17 protein-coding genes are annotated in these 22,157 nt (G+C 71.6%); 14 read left to right on the forward strand and 3 right to left on the reverse strand.

Annotation, left to right across the window (positions count from 1 at the left end):
- Nucleotides 1-2: 2 nt before the first annotated feature.
- Nucleotides 3-1,037 carry a hypothetical protein gene (locus tag EU555_RS08280; protein WP_135414194.1) on the forward strand — a complete coding sequence of 345 codons (1,035 nt, stop codon included), beginning with the start codon at nucleotides 3-5 and terminating at the stop codon, nucleotides 1,035-1,037.
- Nucleotides 1,038-1,043: 6 nt separating this feature from the next.
- Here the strand turns inward: EU555_RS08280 and EU555_RS08285 are convergent, their stop codons facing one another.
- The gene (locus tag EU555_RS08285) at nucleotides 1,044-2,291 is read right to left on the reverse strand and encodes an Hsp70 family protein (protein ID WP_135414195.1); all 1,248 of its coding nucleotides are present in this window, start codon (nucleotides 2,289-2,291) and stop codon (nucleotides 1,044-1,046) included.
- A gap of 191 nt (nucleotides 2,292-2,482) precedes the next feature.
- Here EU555_RS08285 and EU555_RS08290 point away from each other — a divergent pair, with 191 nt between their 5' ends.
- The 4 genes from EU555_RS08290 (at nucleotide 2,483) to EU555_RS08305 (ending at nucleotide 5,645) form a co-directional block, all read left to right on the forward strand.
- Complete coding sequence (locus tag EU555_RS08290) at nucleotides 2,483-2,686, forward strand: CsbD family protein (RefSeq protein WP_099907683.1); 204 nt, start codon at nucleotides 2,483-2,485, stop codon at nucleotides 2,684-2,686.
- 124 nt (nucleotides 2,687-2,810) lie between these two features.
- A complete protein-coding gene (locus tag EU555_RS08295) occupies nucleotides 2,811-3,182 on the forward strand; it encodes a CsbD family protein (protein WP_135414196.1) in 372 nt (123 codons plus the stop codon).
- A 155-nt stretch (nucleotides 3,183-3,337) separates the two neighbouring features.
- Entirely contained in the window at nucleotides 3,338-4,117 is a 780-nt protein-coding gene (locus EU555_RS08300) for a NepR family anti-sigma factor (protein ID WP_135414197.1), read from the forward strand.
- A gap of 814 nt (nucleotides 4,118-4,931) precedes the next feature.
- Nucleotides 4,932-5,645 (forward strand): Crp/Fnr family transcriptional regulator, encoded by a 714-nt coding sequence (locus EU555_RS08305; RefSeq protein WP_245524194.1) that lies wholly within the window; start codon nucleotides 4,932-4,934, stop codon nucleotides 5,643-5,645.
- Nucleotides 5,646-5,653: 8 nt separating this feature from the next.
- Here EU555_RS08305 and sugE read toward each other — a convergent pair whose 3' ends face one another.
- Nucleotides 5,654-5,968 (reverse strand): quaternary ammonium compound efflux SMR transporter SugE, encoded by a 315-nt coding sequence (gene sugE / locus EU555_RS08310; RefSeq protein WP_135414199.1) that lies wholly within the window; start codon nucleotides 5,966-5,968, stop codon nucleotides 5,654-5,656.
- 432 nt (nucleotides 5,969-6,400) lie between these two features.
- On the opposite strand from sugE, the gene EU555_RS08315 reads away from it, so the two are divergent.
- The 4 genes from EU555_RS08315 (at nucleotide 6,401) to EU555_RS08330 (ending at nucleotide 9,902) form a co-directional block, all read left to right on the forward strand.
- Complete coding sequence (locus EU555_RS08315) at nucleotides 6,401-6,955, forward strand: 2,4'-dihydroxyacetophenone dioxygenase family protein (protein ID WP_135414200.1); 555 nt, start codon at nucleotides 6,401-6,403, stop codon at nucleotides 6,953-6,955.
- 84 nt (nucleotides 6,956-7,039) lie between these two features.
- Nucleotides 7,040-8,338 carry an MFS transporter gene (locus EU555_RS08320; protein WP_425375094.1) on the forward strand — a complete coding sequence of 433 codons (1,299 nt, stop codon included), beginning with the start codon at nucleotides 7,040-7,042 and terminating at the stop codon, nucleotides 8,336-8,338.
- Complete coding sequence (locus EU555_RS08325; protein WP_135414201.1) at nucleotides 8,335-9,060, forward strand: SDR family NAD(P)-dependent oxidoreductase; 726 nt, start codon at nucleotides 8,335-8,337, stop codon at nucleotides 9,058-9,060. Before EU555_RS08320 ends, EU555_RS08325 begins: the two co-directional genes overlap by 4 nt.
- A complete protein-coding gene (locus EU555_RS08330; protein ID WP_135414202.1) occupies nucleotides 9,060-9,902 on the forward strand; it encodes an IclR family transcriptional regulator in 843 nt (280 codons plus the stop codon). The genes EU555_RS08325 and EU555_RS08330 overlap by 1 nt, the downstream gene beginning before the upstream one ends.
- A gap of 124 nt (nucleotides 9,903-10,026) precedes the next feature.
- Here the strand turns inward: EU555_RS08330 and EU555_RS08335 are convergent, their stop codons facing one another.
- Nucleotides 10,027-11,721 (reverse strand): methyl-accepting chemotaxis protein, encoded by a 1,695-nt coding sequence (locus EU555_RS08335; RefSeq protein ID WP_425375095.1) that lies wholly within the window; start codon nucleotides 11,719-11,721, stop codon nucleotides 10,027-10,029.
- 153 nt (nucleotides 11,722-11,874) lie between these two features.
- Here EU555_RS08335 and EU555_RS08340 point away from each other — a divergent pair, with 153 nt between their 5' ends.
- The 5 genes from EU555_RS08340 to EU555_RS08360 all read left to right on the forward strand — a co-directional run bounded on the left by EU555_RS08340 (nucleotide 11,875) and on the right by EU555_RS08360 (nucleotide 22,155).
- Nucleotides 11,875-12,222: a hypothetical protein gene (locus tag EU555_RS08340; protein ID WP_135414204.1), complete on the forward strand. Its 348-nt coding sequence runs from the start codon at nucleotides 11,875-11,877 to the stop codon at nucleotides 12,220-12,222.
- Between the two features lie 381 nt (nucleotides 12,223-12,603).
- Nucleotides 12,604-14,307 (forward strand): S1 family peptidase, encoded by a 1,704-nt coding sequence (locus EU555_RS08345; RefSeq protein WP_167858490.1) that lies wholly within the window; start codon nucleotides 12,604-12,606, stop codon nucleotides 14,305-14,307.
- On the forward strand, nucleotides 14,304-17,474 hold the full coding sequence (locus EU555_RS08350) for an ATP-binding protein (RefSeq protein ID WP_135414206.1): 3,171 nt from the start codon (nucleotides 14,304-14,306) through the stop codon (nucleotides 17,472-17,474). Before EU555_RS08345 ends, EU555_RS08350 begins: the two co-directional genes overlap by 4 nt.
- A gap of 38 nt (nucleotides 17,475-17,512) precedes the next feature.
- Nucleotides 17,513-20,236 carry a DNA/RNA non-specific endonuclease gene (locus EU555_RS08355; RefSeq protein ID WP_135414207.1) on the forward strand — a complete coding sequence of 908 codons (2,724 nt, stop codon included), beginning with the start codon at nucleotides 17,513-17,515 and terminating at the stop codon, nucleotides 20,234-20,236.
- 317 nt (nucleotides 20,237-20,553) lie between these two features.
- Nucleotides 20,554-22,155, forward strand: coding sequence for a hypothetical protein (locus EU555_RS08360; RefSeq protein WP_135414208.1), 1,602 nt, complete (start codon nucleotides 20,554-20,556; stop codon nucleotides 22,153-22,155).
- Nucleotides 22,156-22,157 lie beyond the last annotated feature (2 nt).

Raw genomic sequence — 22,157 nt, forward strand, 5'->3', positions numbered from 1 at the left:
CCGTGCGTGACAGCCTGACGGCGCGCCTGCGCCTCTCCTCGCTCGTGCTCGCCGCGTCCCTCGCGGCCTCCCCGGCGCTGGCCGAGTACCGCACCAGGGACGTGCCGGCGGTGGCGGGCCTCGACCCGGGGGCGATCGCCCCCAACACCATCGCGTTCACCGATCACCGCGACAACCCGGCGAGCCCGGAGAGCGGGCTCGTGCCGTTCACGGAATGGGGCAAGCGCAGCCCGGCCCAGAAGGCTTTGCTCTCCCCCCACCCGGCCTACGCCGAGCCGGACTACACCCAGACGGTGAACGGCGTCGCGAAGCCCCGGCACGAGGCGCTGAAGGTCTACGTCGCCGAGGCGCGGTTCATCGTGCCGCGCCCGGCCGACCGGATCGACCTGAAGCGCTTCGCCACGATCCCGTTCGTGGCGCGGATGGACCCGGCGATCAAGCACAAGCCCCTGAGCCCCGCCGACGCCACTCCCACGAAGGACCCGGCCGCCGCCTTCGCCCGCCGGCCCGACCGGCCGTGGTGCGTGGCGCCCGACACGACCTGCATCGAGTCGCGCTACGACCTCGAGGGCAAGCTGCCGCTCGGCGTGAAGCTCGCCAACAAGCTCGAGGACGGGGCCAAGAAGATCGCCGAGTTCGTCTCGTTCCAGAGCGAGCTGCGGGTGCTGCCGGCGGACGAGGCGGGCAAGCTCGTCCAGCTGACGAAGATCGAGGCGCCGGTCGCCGGCGCGATGGAGCAGAACATCTTCTGGGTCAACCAGATCCTGCGCTTCGGCAAGTTCCTGGCGGTGATGCAGCCGGTGGCGACCGATCCGGGGAAGACGGTGGTGACCGCCTACATGACGCTCGGCATCAAGGCCGACGTGCTCGACCGCAAGAAGGAGTACGAGCGCGTGCCGGTCCTGCGCAACCTGCTGCCGGCCCAGGTGCTGATGGGCAACTCCTCCTTCAACACCGGCACCTCGATCAGCGCCGGCCTGCCGACCTACGCCCGCAACCGCATCGCGGCCTTCGCGGATGCGCTGGCGAAGGAGTGAACGCGGTCACCCGTAGCGCCGCGCCGCCTCCACGGTGAGCCCCAGACCGACCGACCCGAAGGTGTCGCCCTCGACCACCCGGGCCTCCGGCGCCGCCGCCAGGATGGCGGCCCGGACCGGGGCGAGGCGGGTCGAGCCGCCGGTGAGGAACAGGGCGTCGATGGCGCCCGGTGCCACCCCGGCCTCGGAGAGGCAGCGCGCGATGCAGGCGCCGATCCGCCGGGCGAGGTCGGCGGAATGCCGGGCGAGGTCGGGGCGGCCGATCTCGGCGCGAAGGCCGGGCTCGACCCAGCCGAGGGGCAGGGCGATCCGCTCGACCTCCGACAGGGCGATCTTGGCGTCCTCGACCTCCATCGCCAGCGTATGGCCGCGCTCGGCCTCGATCACCGCGGCGAGGCGATCGATCAGCTCCGGCCGGGCCGCCTCGCGCCGCAGGGAGCGCAGCTCGCGCAGGGTCCGGCCGTCGTAGAGCCGGTTGATCTGCGACCAGGTGGCGAGGTCGTGGTAATAGGCCGAGGGCACGTCGAGGCCCGGACGGCGCATCGGGCTGCCGAGGCCGAGGAGCGGCATCACCTGCCCGACGCTGAGCGTCCGGTCGAAGTCGGTGCCGCCGATCCGCACGCCGTCATTGGCCAGGATGTCGCCCGCCCGCTCCACCGCCCGGTGCCGCTCCGGGCTCAGGCGCACCACCGAGAAGTCCGAGGTGCCGCCGCCGATATCGGCGATCAGCGCCACCTCCTCGCGGGAAAGCCCGCGCTCGTAGTCGAGCGCCGCGGCGATCGGCTCGTACTGGAACGACACCTGCGAGAAGCCGACCTCCCGGGCGATGCCGGCCAGCGCCTCCTCGGCCCGGCGGTCGCCGTCGGTGTCGCCGTCGACGAAGTGGACCGGGCGGCCATGCACCACCTGCGTCAGCGCCTCCCCGGCCTGCGCTTCGGCCCGCGCCTTCACGGCGGCGAGGTAGCGGGCGATCACCGCCCGGAACGACAGCCGGCGGCGCCCGATCGGGGTGGTCTCGTCGAGGAGCGACGAGCCGAGCACCGATTTCAGGCTGCGCATCAGCCGCCCCGGATTCCCCTCGACATAGGCGCCGATCGCGGCCCGGCCGATCGCCGCCTCGCCGGCCGGCGGGAAGAAGATCGCGCTCGGGATCGTGACCGCCTCCCCTTCCAGTCGCGCCAGCGCGAGCCCGCCGCCCCCGAGGAGCCCGAGGGTGGTGTTCGAAGTGCCGAAATCGAGGCCGCAGGCCGCCATGCCGATTCTCTGCCGTGCCGGGAGGGAGCGCGACCTAGCGGGTTCCGCCGCGCCGGTCCAGCCCGGCCGCGGGCCCCTCTCCCAGCACCCGAGACCGCGACCCGGCCGTCTGTCGCAACGGAACAATGTGCCGCCTCACCGGTTCGTCTGGCCTGAGCAGTCGATGAACTGCAGAAAACGAGGAGCTTCCCATGAGCAGCACAACCGACAAGATCAAGGGCCTCGCCAACGAGGCGGTCGGTAACATCAAGCAGGGCATCGGCAGCGCCACCGGCAACGAGAAGCTGCAGGCGGAGGGCAAGGCCCAGGAGCTGAAGGGAGAGGCCCAGAAGACCGCCGGCGACGTCAAGGACGGCATCAAGAACGCCGCCGACACGGTGAAGAGCAAGCTCTAACGAGCGCGCGGGCCGGCACCGCGCCGGCCCGACCCTCAAAGGAACACCCAGGGAATACCGGGCCGGTCCTCGCCTCTCGGGTGGGAGACCGGCCTTTGCTTTGCGCGAACCGACGGAGACCGCGATGAACAGGGACCAGATCGAGGGCGGCCTGCACAACCTCAAGGGGCGCGGTCAGACCGCCCTCGGCGCCGTTTCCGGCCGGGCCCGGCCGCAGGCGGAAGGGGCGCTCAACCAGGTCATCGGCGGCGCGCAATACGCCTATGGCCGCGGCCGTCGCGTCGCCGAGGAGCTGTCGCATGACGGTGCGGCGCTGGCCGGCGAGATCGAGAAGCGCGGGCGCCACGCCTATGCGCGCGGCCGCGAGGTCTACGGCGAGGCCCGCCACCGCGGCCGCAAGGCCCTGCGCCGCGCTGAGACGCATCCGACCGAGACGCTGCTCGCGGTCGCGGGCCTCGCCTTCGCGGCCGGCTGGTTGCTGAAGGGCCGCCGCTGAGGCCGGGACGCGGCGCCGCTGCCGGCATGGAGTGCCGCTTCCGCCACGCGGCGGCGCTTCGTGCTGCACTGCAGCATGAAGCGCCGGCTTCGCCCTCGCCTCCGGGCTGCTTATGGTCTAGCTTAGGGTCGTCCCCGCGCCAGCCGAACGACCCGATGACCCAGAGCACGCCCCCAGGTCCGACCAAGGCCGCTCCGAGCAAGGCCGCTCCGACCACCGCTCCGACCAAGACCGCTCCTGCCCTGCCCCTCTCGGTGCAGGAGCACCTCGGCGAGCGGCTTCGCGCCCACTACGCGGCGGTCGAGGAGGTGGAGGCGCCCGCCGCCTTCGCGGAGCTTCTCGCGCGCCTCGAGCAGGCGCTCGCCATCATGGGCGCGCCGAAGAAGGACGGGTTCCGGGACGAGCTGCTGGCGGCGGCCCCCGCCTTGCGCCGCTTCGCCCTGACGCTCACCGCCAACCCCGCCCGCGCCGACGACCTGGTGCAGGACACGATGCTGAAGGCCTGGCAGAACCGCGACCGGTTCGAATCCGGCACCAACCTCAGCGCGTGGCTGTTCACGATCATGCGCAACGCCTTCTACTCGGAGCACCGCAAGCGCGCCCGCGAGGTCGAGGACGGCGAGGGCGTGTACTCGGCCCGCCTGACCACCGCTCCCAACCAGGGCGACCGCCTCGACGTGCAGGACCTGCAGGCGGCGCTCAACAAGCTGGTGGCCGAGCAGCGCGAGGCCCTGATGCTGGTTGCCGTCGGCGACCTCTCCTACGAGGACGCCGCCGTGCTGATGCAGTGCAAGGTCGGTACCGTGAAGAGCCGGGTCTGCCGGGCCCGCGACAAGCTCGCGGAACTCCTGGGCTATACCGGCGGCGAGCTCGGCGCCGACCGGCTCACCCGCTCCGCCATGGAACACGCCGGCGCGATGGTGCTCGACGGCTGAGGGCTCCTCGCCGAGGGATGGGCCGAAAGTCCTAACTCTCATGGTCCATGACGGAACATCACGGCACCGCGCCTGTTTCGGCTTGGTGGGCGCGGCCATGCGTGGCGGTCAGTGTCGACACGTCACGGGCAGGACGTGAAGAGACAGTTTGCCCAGGGGCAGGCAAGACGATGGCCAGACCTCGCACGATCCGGCCTCGATGCAGAAGCAGACTTCCTGGCCGGGATATGCGATAACGTCATGACATCCGTCACATGGCCGGATGAGTGTTCTTCCTCTTGCATGCTGCATGTCCGCGAGATGATCGGTCGACTGACGCGCCGGCGTCGATGCTCCGCCTTGTTCTCTGCCGCATGCGGGATCTGACCGAGAGCTCAAGTGCCTAGGACGTAAGGACAGTTGCGCCAGTGTTGCGATACCGATAAACCCTTCTTCAAATAATCCTAGGCATTCCTTGTCGGACATCGTTGATCTTCTGCGCCGGGCACAAGACGCGAATTGAGCGGGACTGAATGTTGCCCGCTGGGAAAGCGCGAGATCGGTGAACTGGAATAGGCCATAATCAATAGAGAAATGTCAGAAAAACGACAGACGAGAGGCTATCCTACCGTTAGATCAAATGACAACTCGCTCCCGTCCCGAGGATGTGCGAGTGCCGTGCGGCGATCGCCCGCCTGGAATGGCCGACCCCTCCGGTCGGCTCCGCACGGCGAGTTCCTGGCTTCCGGAGACCCTGACCTTGATTGTGCCGGACGAGTCGCAGGCCCCTGAGGCCAGCCTTTTCGCGGGAAACCTCCTGCTCGAGGCCCTCGGCGTGAGCGACCGCGCCCTGTTGGCACCGCATCTCGAGCGCGGCCACCGGACCCGCGGGGCGGTGCTGTTCCGCGCCGGCGAGGACGTCTCGTACGTCACCTTCCCGCTCCATCAGACCGCCGTGACGCTGGTCTCGCGCATGCGCGACGGGCGCATGGTCGAGACCGCGACCGTGGGGCACGAGGGCGCGATCGGCGGCGTCGTCAGCCACGGCTATCTCCCGGCCTTCAGCGAGGCGGTGGTGCAGGTCTCCGGCCCGGTGCTGCGCCTCGACGCCGAGCGCCTGACCCAGGCGAAGCTGGCCTCGCCGTCGTTGCGCGACCTGTTCGTGCGCTACGCCGATTGCCTGTTGGCGCAGGTGCTGCAGTCGGTGGCCTGCAACGCCGTCCACCCGATCGAGGAGCGCTGCCTGCGCTGGCTGCTCACCTTCCAGGACCGGCTCGGCACGCCCGTCCTGCCGGTGACGCAGGAGATGCTGGCCGAGATGCTCGGCGTGCGCCGCACCTACCTCACCGGCGTGCTCGGGTCGCTGCAGCGCCGCGGCCTGATTTCCGTGCGCCGCGGCCAGATCACCATCCTGGACCGGCCGAAGGCCGAGCAATCCGCCTGTGAGTGCTACGGCAAGGTCCGGCATCACTTCCGCACCGTGCTCGGGGCGGTCTACGCCGAGAACGGCGCCATCGTGGCGGTCGACCCGACCCAGGGTCACGACTGACGTCGCCGTCACGCGACGAGCTTGAGCCCGAGGATGCCGAGGACGATCAGGCCGATGCAGGCGAGGCGCGCGGCCGTGGCGGGCTCGCCGAACAGCGCGATGCCGAGGAGCGCCGTGCCGACGGTGCCGATCCCGGTCCACACCGCGTAGGCGGTGCCGACCGGCAGCGACCGCAGGGCGAGGCCCAGCAGCCCGACGCTCGCCACCATGCTGAGGCCGGTCACCAGCGAGGGCAGCGGCCGGGTGAAGCCCTCGGTGTATTTGAGGCCGATCGCCCAGCCGATCTCGAGCAGGCCGGCGAGGAGGAGGAGAATCCAGGCCACGGGTTTTCCTGTCGCAGGCAGGGCCGTCCCTGCGGGTTCGCGGCCCCGCTTCGCGAGGTTCTCGCCCGAGCATTCCGCCACGCATCCTGCGACGCGATGGGTGAAGGCCGGCCGGGCCGTCCCGGCCACGCCCAGATGGGGCTCCTCATCGTGCGCGGCAATCGCTGCCGTCCCGCATCGTCGCCCCTCCGGCGTCTCATGCCGGCTGGGCACGTTTCGCAAAAACTGGCCGTCGGTTCGGCGACAATAGCCTGCGGCAAAACCAAAAACCTAAGCGGACGAAGCGTTGGCCTGCCAACGCAAGGCTGCTTAGCAGGCTCTGAAGACTGCAACGCTGCCATGCGGCCTGCGCCGTTTGACAGCGCGCCTCGCCTCACCGAACATCCATATTACGGACGGTTCGTCCACGATATGGACAACGGGAGGGACATCATGGACGCTGCCACGACCGCCTACCCCGCCGCCGGGCTCGACGCCGACGCGCTGCGGCGGATGCCCTACCAGCGGCCGCAGCCGGCGGAGATCCGGCCCGACCTCGTGGTCGCGCCGGCGATTCCGCAGGACGACCGGATCTGGGTGCCGCAGGCCGACAACGTCTGGTTCCGGCCGCTCTGCCTGAACATCTCCGCCGGCTACTGGATGAACCTGCTCAAGGTCCGGAAGTCCGGCATCCTCAGCCGCCACCGCCATCCCGGCCCGGTCCACGCCTTCGTGCTCAAGGGCTCGTGGCGCTACCTCGAGCACGACTGGGTGGCGAGCGAGGGCGCCTACGCGTTCGAGCCGCCGGGCGAGACCCACACCCTCGTGGTCGACGAGGGCGTGGAGGAGATGATCACTTACTTCCAGGTCAACGGCTGCATGTACTACGTCGACCCGTGGGGCCGGCACACCGGCTACGAGGACGTCTTCACCAAGGTCGACATGTGCCGGGCGCATTACGAGGCGGTGGGGCTGGGCCGGGATTACGTCGACCAGTTCATCCGCTGATCGTCCGCGAATTGCATCTCAAAGTCGAACAGAGTGGGAGGACCGGAGCGCATGCCGTCCGGCCAAATGCGTAACCCTGTGTCATTGGACAAGTCGCAACGCCTGCGCCGCATCCAGTGGATCGCCGTCGCGTTCCTGACGGCGGCGGGCATCATCAACTACGTCGACCGCTCGGCGCTCTCGATCGCCAACACGGCGATCCGGGACGAGATGGCGCTCACGCCGGCCGAGATGGGCTGGCTGCTGTCCGCCTTCTCGCTCGCCTACGCGTTCTCGCAGCTGCCGGTGGGCGCGCTCCTCGACCGGCTCGGCTCCCGGATCATGCTCGGGGCCGGGATGTTCTTCTGGTCGCTGGCGCAGCTCGTCTCCGGCTTCGTCGGCAGCTTCCGGCAATTCGTGCTGGCGCGGGCGATCCTCGGCCTCGGCGAGGCGCCGCAATTCCCCGCCGGCGCCAAGACGGTCAGCGAGTGGTTCTCACTTCGCGAGCGCGGCACGCCGACCGGCATCTTCATCGCCTCGTCCTGCATCGGGCCGTGCATCGCCCCGCCGCTGCTGACCGCCCTGATGGTGCTCCTCGGCTGGCGCTGGATGTTCGTCGCCACCGGCCTCGTCGGCATCGTGGTCGCGGTCGGCTGGTACCTGGTCTACCGCAACCGCGCCGAGGTGACGCTGACGCCGGAGGAGACCGCCCATCTCGACGAGGGCGCGGCGCCCGAGCCGCCGGCCCGGCGCATGACCTTCGCGGAGTGGCGCGGCCTGTTCGGCCACGCCACGACCTGGGGCATGATCCTCGGCTTCATGGGCGTCATCTACATGGTCTGGCTCTACCTGACCTGGCTGCCCTCCTACCTCGAGCACGAGCGGGGCCTCAGCGTCGCCCGCACCGGCTGGGTGGTGGCGATCCCCTACGTCTTCGGCACGCTCGGCATGCTCTGCGCCGGACAGGCCGCCGACCGGCTGCTCGCCCGCGGCGCCGGCATCGTCGCCAGCCGCAAGTGGCCGGTCTGCATCGGGCTCCTCGGCGGCGGCATCTTCACGGTGCCGGCGGCCTATACCCCGAGCGTGACGCTCGCGGTGGTCTATATCTGCCTGGCGATGTTCTTCATCAACATGGCGAGCGCCGCCGCCTGGATGATGGTGAGCGTCGCGGTGCCCAAGCGCCAGGTCGCCTCCCTCGGCAGCATCCAGAACTTCGGCGGCTACTTCGCCGGCTCGTTCGCGCCGGTGATCACCGGCTACGTCGTCCAGGGCACCGGCTCCTACGTCGACGCGCTGCTCGCCGCCGCGGCCGTCGCGGTGCTGGCGGCGGTCGCCTACATCGCCCTCGTGCGCAAGCCCCTCGAGGGCAGCGAGAGCCTGATCCCGACGGAGCGCCCGGCATGACCTTCGCCCCCGACCTGCTCACCGGCAAGACCGCCCTCGTCACCGGCGGCACCTCCGGGATCGGCGCCGGCATCGCCGAGGCGCTGGCCCGCCTCGGCGCCCGGGTGCTGGCGGCCGGGATCGGCGCGGCCTCGTCCGGGATCCCGGCCGACCTCGCGCTCACCGCGCACGAGCTCGACGTCACCGACGGCGCCGCGGTGGCGGCCCTCGTCCAGGCCTGCCCACGGCTCGACATCGTGGTCAATTGCGCGGGCGTCATCCGCCGCGGCGACGAGCACCGCCCCGAGGTGTTCGAGGAGGTGCTGGCGGTGAACCTCACCGGCACGATGCGGGTCTGCGCCGCGGCGCGGCCGCGTCTGGCGGAGACCGGCGGCACGATCGTCAACACCGCCTCGATGCTGTCGTTCTTCGGCGGCGGCCTGGTGCCGGGCTACAGCGCCAGCAAGGGCGGGGTGGCGCAGCTGACGAAGTCGCTCGCCATCGCGTACGCCGCCGATGGCATCCGGGTGAACGCCGTGGCGCCGGGCTGGATCGCCACGCCCCTGACCCAGGCATTGCAGGACGACCCCGCCCGGGCGGGCCCGATCCTCGCCCGCACGCCGCTCGGGCGCTGGGGCACGCCCGCCGACGTCGCGGCGGCGGTGACCTTCCTGGTGAGCCCGGCCGCCGCCTTCGTGACCGGGGTGGTGCTGCCGGTCGACGGCGGCTACCTCGTCGCCTGATGGGCTCCGACGCGGCGTCACCTCCCGGGACCGGGGCGACCTCGCGCCCCGAGGTTCCGGGCACGGCCGCCTTCGGCAAGTTCATGCGGGTGCTCCAGGCGGTGGCAGACGCGCAGGGCGAGGCGCACCAGGGGCCGAGCATCGCCCGCCTCGTCCGCGCGACGGCGTTGCCGCGGCCGACCGTGCACCGCATCGCCGCCGCCCTGGTGGCGGAGGGCCTGCTCACCGAGGAGGACGGGGCCCTGCACCTCGGGCCCCGCCTCGTCAGCCTGGCCTTCCGGTCCTGGGACGGCTCGCTCCTGCGCCAGGCGGCGCGGGAGCCGCTGCTGCGCCTGCGCGACAGCCTCGACGAGACGGTGCACCTCGCGGTGCCGGATTTCGGCGAGATGGTCTACATCGACAAGCTCGAGAGCCACCGCACCGTCCGCATGGCCTCGCGCATCGGCACAAGGGTGTCGCTGCACACCAGCGCGGTCGGCAAGGCGTGGCTGGCGACCCTGCCGGAGCACGAGCTGGAGCCGCTGCTCGACCGGATGGAGCGGCCGGCGCACACGCCCCACAGCATCACCGATCCCGCGCGCCTGCGCCGCGAGATCGCCGAGACGCGCCAGCGCGGCCATTCCCTCGACCTGCAGGAGAACGAGCTCGACATCTGCTGCTACGGGCAGGCCCTGCGCGGGGCGGGAGGCCGCGTCCTCGGCTGCATCAGCGTCAGCCTGCCGAAATACCGCTTCGAGGCGCTCGCCCCCGGGACGGTGCTGGCGGCGATGCGGGCCTGCGCCGAGGCCGTGGCGCAGGTCGCCGGGGCGGTACGCCCCGAGGGATTGATGCCAACGGCCTAAGGTGCCGACGCATCAGGCCGTCGAGTCATCTCGACTTTTCGATGCCAAGCCTCTGGCTTGGCATCGAAAAGTCGAGAACGGAACCAAAGGTCATTTTCAATTGACCGATGGTATGCGTCCCCCATCAAGCCGCCCGTACGGTCTCGAGGAACCGGCCGACCTCCGCCGTCAGGGTCTCGGATTGCCGCGACAGCTCGGACGCCGAGGCCAGAACCTGCGAGGCGGCGGCGCCCGTCTCCTCCGCGGCGCCGGCGACGCCGGCGATGTTCGCCGTCACCGCGCCCGTCCCGGCCGCGGCCTGCGAGACGTTGCGGACGATCTCCTGCGTGGCGGCGCCCTGCTCCTCCACTGCCGCAGCGATCGAGGTGGCGACGGCCGAGATCTCGCGGATGCGTCCGCCGATCGCCCCGATCGCCCCGACCGCCTGCTCCGTCGAGCCCTGGATGCGCCCGATCTGGGCGGTGATCTCCTCGGTCGCCTTGGCGGTCTGGCCGGCCAGTTCCTTGACCTCGGCGGCCACGACCGCGAAGCCGCGGCCGGCCGCCCCGGCGCGCGCCGCCTCGATGGTGGCGTTGAGCGCGAGCAGGTTGGTCTGGCCGGCGATCGACGAGATCAGCCCGACCACGTCGCCGATGCGCGAGACCGCGCTGCTCAGCTCCTGCACCAGGGTGCCGGTCCGGTCGGCTTCCGTTACGGCAGACCGGGCGAGCTCGGCCGAGCCGTCGACCTGGCGGCCGATCTCGGCCACCGAGGCGCCGAGCTCCTCGGCCGCGGCCGCGACCGTGCCGACATTGCTCGCCGCCTCGTCGGCGGCGGCGGCTGCCGTCGCGGATTGTCCGGCCGTCTGGGTGGCCGTCGCCGTCATGGTCCGGGCCGTGGCCTGCAGTTCGGCGGCGGAGGCGGCGACCCGGCCGACGATGCCGCCGACGGCCTGCTCGAAGGCGTGGGCCATCTGGCGCATGCCGGCCCGGCGCTGCTCCTCCGTCGAGGCGCGCGACAGGGCCGCCTCCTCCTCCAGCGCGCGGCTGCGGATCAGGTTGTCCTTGAACACCTGGACAGCCTGCGCCATCCGGCCGACCTCGTCGCGCCGCTGCGTGCCGGTGACCGCCACCGCGGTGTCGCCGGCGGCGAGTCGCTCCATGGTGCGCGCCATGGCGACGACCGGCCCGGCGACGCCGCGCTGCAGGATCAGCCAGGCGAGGACGAGCGCCACGGCGCAGGACGCGCTCGCGACCACGACCGTGGTGACCCGGGCGCTCTCGCCCGCCGCCGCCGCGGTCTCGCTCGCCTGCCGCGTCATCGCCTCGGCGTTCGACTCGATCTCGGTGAGGGTGCGCCGCGCCGCGACGAGCGCCGGATCGACGCGCTCGCGGCCGACCTTGAGGGCCTGGTCCTGCTGGCTGCCGAAGGTCTTGGTGATGACGTCGTCGGTGGCCTCGAACGCCTGGTTGAACTGGGCGAGGACCCGGTCCGCGCCGCCCCCCGCCTCGGGCATCAGGCTCTTGAGCCGGTCGAGCCGGACCGGCAGCGCGGCGGCGATCGCCTTGGTCTCCTTCTCGAGGGCGTCGAGCTCGGTCATCGAGCTTTCCGAGACGATCCGGTTCACGACCGCCCCGTAGCGCGCCAGCTCGAGCTGGACCTCGGAAGCCGCCCGCCCCGCCGCCACCTCGCGGCCGAGCACGTCCTGGTAGGTCTGGGCAATGAGGCTCATGCGCGACAGGGCGAAGCCGCACAGGCCGGCCAGCATCACCAGCAGCAGGCCGACCGGGATCGAGGCCTTCCCGAGGATGCGCATGTTGTCGAGGCGCGAACGAGGCACGATGCCGCTCCGGTGAGGCATAACTCAACCCGAGGATGGTCCGATATGATTGTCGTTGGGTTAACGAACCGGCGCCCTGTCCTGCGGGTCGACGGCCTGCGCTCGGGGTTCATGACGGAAGCCGGTCGGGAGCGCGTGGCGCGGCCGTAAACGATGCGGCTGTCGCAGCACCGCGCGGTGCAGGAGGCCGCCCGCTCCGACCAGGCTGAGATCAACCGCGGCAATGCCGTCCGGCTGATCCGAGAAGCCGCACGAAACCCGGCGGAGCCGGAGCGGATCATGCTCCCGACGCGATCAGCCGGTGATCTGCGCCGTCGTCGGCTGGCGGCCATCCGTGAGACGGGCCACGGGCGGCGGACGCAGTTCCTCGCCAGGCGGCGGCGATCGACGGAACGGCCGACCCGACGCGGCGTGACGGGGCAGACCGGGCCGGCGCTTGGCGGGCCTGACACGACACCAAGCGGTTCTCCAATCGGCGAACAGGCGGTGCTCGACTGGTGACACGCTCCACAATGCGACGCACTGTAACCCGCGGATTCGTCGACTGCATAATTTAAAATTACAACTTCAGCCCCACTGCCCTTCAGCAAATCAAATTGATAATAAATCCAATTATTTTGGATATCGCCACAGGCCTTGTCTTTGCGGTCGCCCTACGCAATCTCGACGATTTAATCGTCGCAATGCTTGCGTGACGGCGATATTTCCATCCAAACTGAGGGATCCGGCACTCTTAGCGTTCGCTCTTCCCAGCCGCAGCTTTTCGCACTTGTGCGGCCTTGGACCAAAAGCTATTCTTATTTGAGGATCTCTCTCTGAACGATAGGCCGATCCTTGAATCAAGAAGCGCTGAGAGAGGCGATCGAGGGCTCCCCCTCAGACGTGGACGAAGCGCTTCGCGTCGCGGTCGATCCCAACCTGACCCTGGCCGCCTTCCGCCTGGTGCTTCACGCCTCCCGCGAGAGCTTGCCCGGACAGCTGCTCGCCTGGATCGAGCAGGCGGGCAAGCTTCAGGCCTTCGCGGCGGCGCTCGGCGCACGGCGCCTGCCGCCCCCGGTGACGGACGATGTCGAGGACACCCACCTCGACTCCGCGCGCGCCGCCTTCCATTTCGGGTTCCTGGTGAGCGCCCGCTGCCGCATCCGCCGCAACGGAAAGTTCGAGGGAAGCGGCTGCCTCCTCGGGCCCAGCCTGGTCCTGACGGCCGCGCATGTGCTGACGACGAATCCGGCCATCCTCGAATTCGAGGATGTCGAGGTCGAATTCCAGGACGGGTTGAGGGAGTTCGTCGCGCCCAAGCCGCCCGTCTTCGCGTCCGTATCGCCGCACGACCTGTCCGCGCAGGCGCCCAACGGGAGCCCTCACTACGGCAACGAGGACGACTTCGCCCTGCTCCGCCTCACGCGTCCGGCCGGTTCGCGCTACGCCAACGTGCCCCTGCCGGCCGCCATCTGGCCCGGATCGGTCGGCGGCACGATCTTCGTCTGGCATTTCCCGGACGGCGCGGATCACGGGATCGGGTCCGGCAGGCTGGAGGCGATCACCGACCCCGATGCGCGCTGGCGACACGACGTCGTGACCGCGCCCGGCTCGTCCGGCGGCGCGTGCTTCAACAACCGGTTCGACCTCATCGGAATCCACCAGGGCCAATGGCCGCCCCAGCGCAGGCTCGTGCCCCTGTCGCGCTTCGTCGACCGGATTCGCGCCTGCGTCGCGGAGGATCGTGCGCCGCCCTTCCTGTGGTCGCTGACGGGCGATCCGTCCGGACCCCCGGTCATCGGGCGCGACGACCTGTTCGAGGCCTTCACCCACCTGGTGAAGCCGCGGACCCGGTGGCGGGGACTGCGCGTCCGGCGCCTGCGGCCCGAGGGCCCGGATACCGGTCTCGGCTTCACGTTCCAGATCCTGCGGGCGCTCGTCGCCCGCAATGCCGGCCAGCACCGGCTTCTCTCCTACGACTGGCCCACCCCGTTGGGTCCGACCTTCGACCTGCTGGACGACGTCGAAGCCTGGGCGAGGCGGGCCAAGTGGCTCGACGCGGCGGCGGCGGAGACGGGTCTCGACGGCGCGCGCGCCGGCGAGACCGGCCGGGCGGGTGCTGTCGGCGCGCGGGCGGAGCGCCTGGCGCGCGCGCTCCACGCGAGGGCCGAGGCGGACCGCGTCATCCGCTGGATCGTGTTCGACCAGCCCGTCGAGGCTCTCGGAGCCGCCCGGGAGGCGTTGGAAGCCCTGACGGCGGCGATCCTGCCGTGGCCCAGCTTGCGCGTCGTGCTGATCGGCCTGGAAACCCTCGGCACGCCGGGCAGCGAACTCGGCCTGGCCGCGGCCGCCCGCCAGCCCGATCAGGGACCGGGCAGCTTCCTCACCGAATGGTTCGGCGAGTTTACCAGAGAGCAAGTCCGGGCGACGCTCAGCCGCGCGGCCGAGGCCTCGGGGCGGGCGAGGTCCGGGGGCGAGATCGCGCAGGCCCTCGCGGTGACGCTTGAAGGCCTGCCGGCACGCAATACCTTCTCCACGGCCGAGTTGCCGCGCGTGAGCGCCGCGCTGGTCGACCAGGTGCGCCCCTGGTTCGAGGGAGGACCATGATGTCCGGCGGTCCTGGTCAGCCCGAGAGAGCGGGGCCGGGCACGACGCCCGGCGGGATCGACGGCCGGGTCGACCGCGCACGTCGCTTCGCGGCCCTGTCGGTGAGCTACGATCCGGAAAAGGCCCTGGAGATCGCCGGCGTGTCAGGCCTGTCCGACCGGCTCTCGGTGGCCGGAGCGCTCTCGGTCGAGTCGGACACCGACCAGGCCGATGGCCGCTGGCGCCTCAGGCCGCCGGCGCGCGCGCGCATCCTTCAGGCGCTCAAGGAAGCGGGCGCGCTGGATCAGGCGCTCGCCGAACGCGAGACGCAACCGGACTACACCGACGCCGCCGATCTCTGCCACGCCCTGGCCGGGCGGGACGTCTACGCCGAGGACAGCATCGCCCGCCTCGTCGGCGCGGTCGCGGCCGATGCCGGAGCGCTCCAGCGCGCCGCGTCGACCCTGGCCCTGGCCGGGCCGGCCGCGCCGGCGGCCGACCGGCTTCCGGCGCTCCAGCTTGCCGCCTCGGCGGCCGAGGAGCAGCGGCCCGATCCGCTGCTCCGGCACGGCATCGTCGGGCGGGAACCGGAGCTCGCCCGGATCCTGGCCCATTGCCGGGCGGCCTGGACGGGCGGGCCGCAGGCGCTCTTCATCGGCGGCGTCGGCGGGGTGGGCAAGTCCACGATCCTGGCCGAAACCGTCCGCCGCCTCAAGCCGGACGCGCCCCTGGTCGTGTCGCTGGACTTCGATCGGCCGAGCCTGGACGGACTGGACGTCGTCGGCCTCTCCCTCGAGACCGCGCGCCAGCTCTCCGTGGCTCTCGGGGCGCGGGCCGCGCCGCTGCGCGAGGCGCGCCTCAAGGCCGCGGGCGCACAATCGGGCCTGGTCAAGGCGGAGCGTCGAACCCCGCCGACCGCCCTTCTCCAGGAGGTCGGCCGCCTCGTGCAGGCGAGCGGTCGTCCCGTCCTCGTCATCCTGGACACCGTCGAGGTGCTCGCGGCGCGCGGCGACTCGCACCCGCTCGCCGTGTTCGAGTTCCTCGGCGCGTGCCGTGACGCCGGCGTCGTTCCGCTGGCGATCCTGGCAGCCGGGCGCGGCGATGTCCCGGCGCTGATCCGCGACCGGGTCGAGGCGCTGCCTCCGCTGACCGGCCTGGACGAGCGGTCGGCGTCGGACCTCGTCCAGCGGCTGGACGTCCCCTCCCCGGCCCGTCCGGCCCTGCTCGCGCTGGCGCGCGGCAACCCGCTCGTGCTGCGGCTCGGGGCCCGCCTCGTCGCGGAGGCCGGCCCGGGAGCGCTCGACGAGAGCGGTCTGGCGGGTCACGCCTCGGAGCGGATCGTCGCGGGCCAGCTCTATCGCCTCGTCCTGTCGCGCCTGAGCGATCCGGAGCTGCGCGCCATCGCCCATCCCGGGCTGCTGCTCCGCCGGCTCAATGCGGGGCTGATCCGCGAGGTGCTCGCGCCCGAACTCGGCCTGGGCCCGATGACGGAGCCCCGCGCGGCCGAACTCCTCGACGAGCTCCGGCGGCACGCCTGGCTGGTCGAGGAGGCCGGAGGATGGGTCTCCCACCGCTCCGATCTGCGCGAGGTGATGCTGCCCCTGCAGCTCGCGGCCGATCCCGTGCGGGCCAGGCGGCTCAACCGGCTCGCCGCCGCCTGGTTCGACCGTCTGCCGGAGCCGTGGGCGCCGCGCGAAGCGCTCTATCACCGGCTCCAGGCCGTCCGGTCCGGAGGGCGCCTGCCGCCGATCGACCCTGCCGTGGCCGAGCAGTTCGACGACGCGATGCTGGCCGACCTCGGCCAGCGCCCGCGCGACGCCGTGCTTCTCGCCCGCGGCGGGCGCAGCAGCTTCGGGCGGGCCGGGACGAAGGCCGCCCCGACCGCGGGATCGACCCTGCGCGCCGCCTCCGAGCTCCGCTCGCTCCTCGATCAGGGCGAGGTGTCGGAAGCGGCCGGGCTGGCCAGCCGCACCGTCGCGGAGGAGACCGTCGACCCGCTGTCGTCGGAGGCCGACGTGCTGATCGAGGCCTTCTGGCGCATCGGCGACTGGGCGCGGGCGCGCCGGCTGCTGCGCAGGAGGGACCAGGCCGCGCCCTCCTGGCCCCTCCCCCCCGTCGATTCGCATGCACTGGCCCAGATGCAGCTTCGGGCCGAGTTCACACCCGACGCCGTCCGGATCTGGCTCGCACGCCACCGGGACGAGGCCGCGCGGCTGGCCCGGCTCGTCCCGCACAGCCGGGAGCGGACGTTCGGCGGTCCGCTCGCCTTCCTGCTGCTGGCCGCGGGGGCCGAGGCGCCGCAGACGGAGGAGGCGGCCATCTGGTCCGTCTGGACGGATGACGCGCGCAGGCAGGCCGATTTCCCCCGCCTGCTCTCCCGCAAGCTCGACCTGGTGCAACGCGAGGCCAAGCTGCCGCCCGACACGGCCGCGCTCGCGGAGACGCTGATCGCGCAGGCCGAGCGCGAGGGCGGACCGCCCCGCGCGCTGGCCGGCCGCGGGCGAGACCTCATGGTCCGGCTCCTCGCCGTCGGATCGCCCTACGCCCAGATCGCCGGCGAGCGGTGGCGGGCGAGCGAGCGGCACCACCTGCAGGACCGCCTCGCCGCCATCGCCGCGCTCTTCACCGACGGCATCCTGGACGGGGATCCGGACAACCCGGACCCGTCGGCCGGCCCGGACCCGCCGGCCGGGCCGTTCGCGGCCGAGCGGCTCGACGCGAGAGGCCGCCTGTCCGAGTGGCTGGGCGCGCTGGCCTTCTATCTTCCCGATGCCGACAACCGGCTGCTGGCCAGGGCGGCCGAGCGGCGCCGGCGCAGCGCGGCGGGCGCCTGGGCGTATGGACGGGCGCCGAAGCCCTGGCGCCCGCGCGCGCTCGACGCAACCCAGGAGCGGCGGCTCGACGCGCTGCTGGGAGGCGCCGCGCCCGAACGGCGGGCGCTGGAGCGCCTGCGGGCGTGGGGCGACCTGCTGCCCGGCAAGGAGGATCCGGCGCAGCGGGTGCTGCACCGGTTGGAGAGCCTCCTGGGGACGGTCGGTCAGCCGTTGTTCGGATCCCGGCGGGAGCGGGCCCTGGCGGTCGCGGCCGGGCTCGCGAGAGCAGGGGCGCCGGTCGCGCTGCTGCCGGAACTGGCGATCCACCTGACCGGCAACGGAGCCTCGGCGGGGCCCGGTCCGGGCGCTTCCTGAGGTTGGTCGCAAGGCACAGAGCGAGGGAGGGAACGGACGTGGCCGACCATGACTCTCACGAAGAGGCGCGCGGACGCCTCGAGTCCCTGTTCAGCGGGATTCCCGGCGCCCGCGAGGCGGTCGCGGAGGCGATCGCCAGCGGGCAGATCGACCCCACCCGCTTCCGGGTGAACCAGGCCGATCTCGGCACGAGGCTGGAGCACGTCGGCAATCCGCTCGGCCTCGAAGCCATCATCAGGCGGGTCGTCCGGCCCCCGATGCTGATCCGGAACGACCGGGTGGAGTTCGTGCCCGTTCCCAAATTCCCGGAACTGACGGAGGCGCATGTGCGGCGCGTCGAGCGCTTCATCCCGTCCGTCGGCCGCGTCGAGTTCGTCAACCACAGCATGCGCTGGGGCGGCACCGGCTTCGTGATCGACGGGGCAGGGCGCGGCCGCCGGCGCGTGGTGACCAACCGCCACGTGGCCAAGCTCGTGGCCCGGCGCGGCCGCACGGGAGCGGGCGTATTCCTGCGCTCGCCGATCGGCATGCCCTACCGGGCCAAGCTCGACATGCGCGAGGAGGTCGACTCGAAGCCCGGCACCGCCTTCGAGCTTCCGGTCAGCACCATCGTGTACCTCGCCGACGACACCGAGGCCGACGTCGCGCTGCTCGAGATCGAGGTCAACGACCGCCTCGCGCCCGATCCGATCCCGCTCGCCGGCCGGCGGGCGAACGACGCCGAGCTGGTCGCGACGGTGGGCTACCCGGCCTTCGACGACCGGAACGACCTGGCCGAGATGCGCGAGTATTTCCAGGACCTCTTCGACGTCAAGCGGTTCGCGCCCGGCCTGGTGATGACGAGCGGGGCCGGCACGGTCCTGTCGCATGACTGCACGACGCTCGGCGGCAACTCGGGCTCCTGCCTGATCAGCCTTGAGCAGGAGGGCGTCGTCGGGCTGCATTTCTCCGGCGAGTTCGGGGTGGAGAACGCTGCCGTCAGCGTGGAGACGCTGAAGCGGCTCCTCGCCTCGGGCTCGCTGGTCGCGCTGCCCGGCGCGGCCGCGCCGGCCGACGTCGAGTCGCGCTCCGACGGCGAGCACGACGCGGACGACCTCAAGGATCGCGGCGGGTACGATCCGGACTTCCTGGGCGAGGGACTGGCGGTGCCCTGGCCCGACCTCGACGCCGGGATCGGCGACGACCTCGCGCAGCCGTCGGACGCCCTGCCCGGCCGCCCCTACGAGCTTCGCTACACCCATTTCGGCGTGCTGTTCTCGAAGAGCCGGCGCTCGCCGCGCGTGACCGCCGTCAACATCGACGGGGAGGAGAGCGTCCGCATCAAGCGCCGCGACGACCGCTGGTTCTACGACCTGCGCATCCCGCGCGAGCTGCAGCTCGGCCAGAACGCCTACGAGGACCCGGACATCGACCGCGGCCACATGGTCCGGCGCGAGGACCCGAACTGGGGCGACGACGCCCAGCAGGCGAACGACGACACCTTCCACTACACCAACTCGGCCTTGCAGCATTCGAGCCTGAACCAGGGCAAGACGCTCTGGCAGGGGCTCGAGAACTACATCCTCGACAGTTCCCGGACCAAAGGGTTCAAGGCCTGCGTCTTCACCGGCCCGGTGTTCGACGACGAGGATCCCGAGCTCCCGCCCAGCAACGCCCAGGTCCCGCAGGAATTCTGGAAGATCGTCGCGATGCCGGCGGAAGGCGGCGGCCTGCATGCGACGGCCTACCTGCTCAGCCAGGGCGATCTGATCCGCCGCCTCCTCCTCAAGCGGAGCCGGAACGAGGCCGCCGAAGGCTTCGTGCTCGGGCCCTACCGCACGTTCCAGGTCGCGATCACGCATATCGAGGAGGTCACGGGGCTCTCGTTCCCGGCCCTGCGCGGCGCCGATCCGCTCAGCCGCACGCTGCGGGCCCAGGAAGCCCTGGCGGACGGCCGTCCGGCCTACATCCCCCTCGAGAGCGCGGAGGACCTGGTCCTCGCCGCGGCCGGCGAGACGGCGCCGGGCGACGCCGGAGAGGCCGGGAGCGAGGACGAAGCGCTCGCGGAGGTCGCGTCCAGGGTCGCGCAATTCCCGCCCCCGACCCTGCTGCAGCGCCTCGTCGAGCTGCAGGACGGTACGGGCGACCCGGGGCAGGCCGCGGAGGTCGGCGAGCTTCTGCGCGCCTACCAGGCCGCCGTCGCGTCGTACCCGTCGAGGGAGGAGGGACCGGCCCCGAGCTATGCCAGCCTGAAGCCGGACTACGAAACCCTGTTCGCGTCGTGCCAGGTCCGGCCGGAGCGGGCCGGCGAAGTGGCCTGGCACGTCAAGAAGCTGCGCGCCTACCAGGCACGCTACGAGGCCGTCGGAGACAAGCTCGGCATCCCCTGGTGGTTCGTGGGCATCACCCACGCCCTCGAGGGCAGCTTCAACTTCAACGGGCATCTCCATAACGGCGATCCGCTGACCGCCCGCACCGTCCAGATTCCCAAGGGCCGGCCGAAGGTCTGGAACCCGCCCAACGACTGGGAGTCGAGCGCCGTCGATGCCCTGACCATGAAGGGCTATGCGGGCCAGGAGGATTGGTCGGTTCCCCGGGCGCTCTACCGGTTCGAGGCGTATAACGGCTGGGGGTACCGCGGCCGGGGCGTGCACACGCCGTACCTGTGGAGCTTCTCCACCCACTACACCCGAGGCAAGTTCGTGAAGGACAAGGTCTACGACGCGAACGCGGTCTCCAAGCAATGCGGCGCCGCGGTGATGCTGAAGGCGCTCGGGGTGTAGCGCGCCGGGGGTCTTCACGCGACGCGGCCGGGACGGGACGAGCCCGGTGACCGCCGTTCTCTCGAACGGACGTGCGACGGCGTCGTCGCACGAGCCCTGCCTGAGCGAAGCCGGCCTGCGCATCGAGAGTGCGGTCCGGCGGTGTCCTCAGAAGGACCGATCGACACTCGGTCGAGATCCGAACTCGAGCCAATGGGAGAGCCGCGATGGCCGGGCAAGCGAAGCCGGATGAGACGACCGACGGCGAGGATGGATCCGGGGACGCCTCCGGGACGCCGGCCCAGGCCGCCGATGGGGGCGCCGAGGGCGGACCGGGCGTGACGCCGGTGAGCGGCGAGACGACGATCGACGAGAAGATGGATTTCGAGGTTGTCGCCCTGACCCTCGACGCCGTCCGGAGGATCGCGGGCGTGATCGCGGATCGCGTGAAGGCGAAGGTCGGCCGGATCGAACCGCCGGCCCCGGTCGTCCTCGCCGACGAGTCGCTCGTCTCCCGGATGGCCGAGTGGCAGGTGATCGCGGCCCGCATCGGGGCGGTCGAGGAGGGCATCGAGGCCCTGCTGCTGCCGGTGGAGCCACCGGATGCGCACGAGGAGGGGCTGGTCGCGAGCCTGGGCCAGGCGACCTCGGCGGTCGAGGCCGTCGCCAAGCTGCTGTCCTTCTTCAAGGCCGAGGCCCGCTACAGCGGCCGGACTGTGGAGCTTCCGGCTGCCGCCCTGTATCCCGCCCTCGCAGGCCGGCTCGCCGAGGCGGGCATCGAACCGGTTCTGGTCGAGGCGGCCCGGCCGCTCGGTGCCGGCGCCGCGACGGGGCGCGACCTGATCGGTCGTCTGGAACGCCTGCTGCGCCTGCGCGAGCAGCTCGCGGCCTTCCTGCCCGATGCCGACGAAGCGGGAGCGGACAGGGACGGTGGCGACGCGAAGGCGGGCCAGGCGGAGGGCGCCGAACCGAACCCGGACGACCCGGAGCGGGAGGCGCGGCAGCGCGGCGTCACCCGCATCACGTCGCTGATCGGCGCCGTGGACGCCATCATGACGGACCTCGGCAGCGGCGCGGAGGGCGGGCACCGCATCGCGCAGATCCAGGCGGCGAGCGCCGTGACCTGCCTCGTCCAGGACGCGCCCGCCGCTTACCTGCTGAGCGCGCAGATCATCAAGGCGGGCGGTCATTACCGTATCCGGAAACACCTCTTCACGACCTTGTTCACCGGGGACCAGCTCTACTACGGCGGCGGCGCCGCGATCAGCTTCACGCTGACCGATCTCAAGCGACTGCGCGTGGTGCTCGGCGACGTGCTCCATCACGCGAGCGGCAATGTCCGGGCCCCGTGGGGATCCGTGGGCGGCCGCCTGAGCAACCTGAGAGAGCCGTGCACACCGTCGCCCCTCCAGCCCGTCGCCGTTCCCGACGAGCCTCTCGTCACGCCGAATACCGGCGATGACGAGAAGGCCGACCCGGAACAGCCGGGACGATTCCTCGCGGAGGGCCTCCGGCACGCCGCCTGGCGGGAGGCCAAGGCCCTCGTCACGCTCCGTGCCCAGGTCAACGCCATGGCACCCGGCCGCAGCAAGGCGAGCGACGGGACGATCGGCGACGCCGCGCACCAGAGCCGGGACTCGGACCACAATCCCTGGGTGATCGACGACGGGACAGGCGTCGTGACGGCGCTCGACATCACCAACGACCCGCGCCACGGATGCAGCGCAGACGCCATCGCCGAAGCGATCCGCCGCAGCCGCGATCCGCGCGTGAAGTACATCATCTGGAACAGGCGCATCGCGAGCTCCACCGCCATCGGCCGGTTTCCGGCTTGGGCGTGGCGGCGCTACACCGGCGACAACCCGCACACCAAGCACGTCCACATCTCGGTGAAGGCGGACAAGGTCGCTTACGACTCAGACCGAGCATGGAGCCTGTAGGC

The sequence above is a fragment of the Methylobacterium nonmethylotrophicum genome, from assembly GCF_004745635.1.
In the GTDB taxonomy this organism is placed as follows: Bacteria; Pseudomonadota; Alphaproteobacteria; order Rhizobiales; family Beijerinckiaceae; genus Methylobacterium; species Methylobacterium nonmethylotrophicum.

Bases quoted from the DNA above. Each gene is read 5' to 3' on its own strand.
- EU555_RS08325 (WP_135414201.1), top strand. From the start codon at position 8,335: ATGACCTTCGCCCCCGACCTGCTCACCGGCAAGACCGCCCTCGTCACC.
- EU555_RS08295 (WP_135414196.1), top strand. From the start codon at position 2,811: ATGAACAGGGACCAGATCGAGGGCGGCCTGCACAACCTCAAGGGGCGC.
- EU555_RS08350 (WP_135414206.1), top strand. From the start codon at position 14,304: ATGATGTCCGGCGGTCCTGGTCAGCCCGAGAGAGCGGGGCCGGGCACG.
- EU555_RS08330 (WP_135414202.1), top strand. From the start codon at position 9,060: ATGGGCTCCGACGCGGCGTCACCTCCCGGGACCGGGGCGACCTCGCGC.
- EU555_RS08315 (WP_135414200.1), top strand. From the start codon at position 6,401: ATGGACGCTGCCACGACCGCCTACCCCGCCGCCGGGCTCGACGCCGAC.
- EU555_RS08285 (WP_135414195.1), bottom strand. From the start codon at position 2,291: ATGGCGGCCTGCGGCCTCGATTTCGGCACTTCGAACACCACCCTCGGG.
- EU555_RS08300 (WP_135414197.1), top strand. From the start codon at position 3,338: ATGACCCAGAGCACGCCCCCAGGTCCGACCAAGGCCGCTCCGAGCAAG.
- EU555_RS08290 (WP_099907683.1), top strand. From the start codon at position 2,483: ATGAGCAGCACAACCGACAAGATCAAGGGCCTCGCCAACGAGGCGGTC.
- EU555_RS08340 (WP_135414204.1), top strand. From the start codon at position 11,875: ATGCGGCTGTCGCAGCACCGCGCGGTGCAGGAGGCCGCCCGCTCCGAC.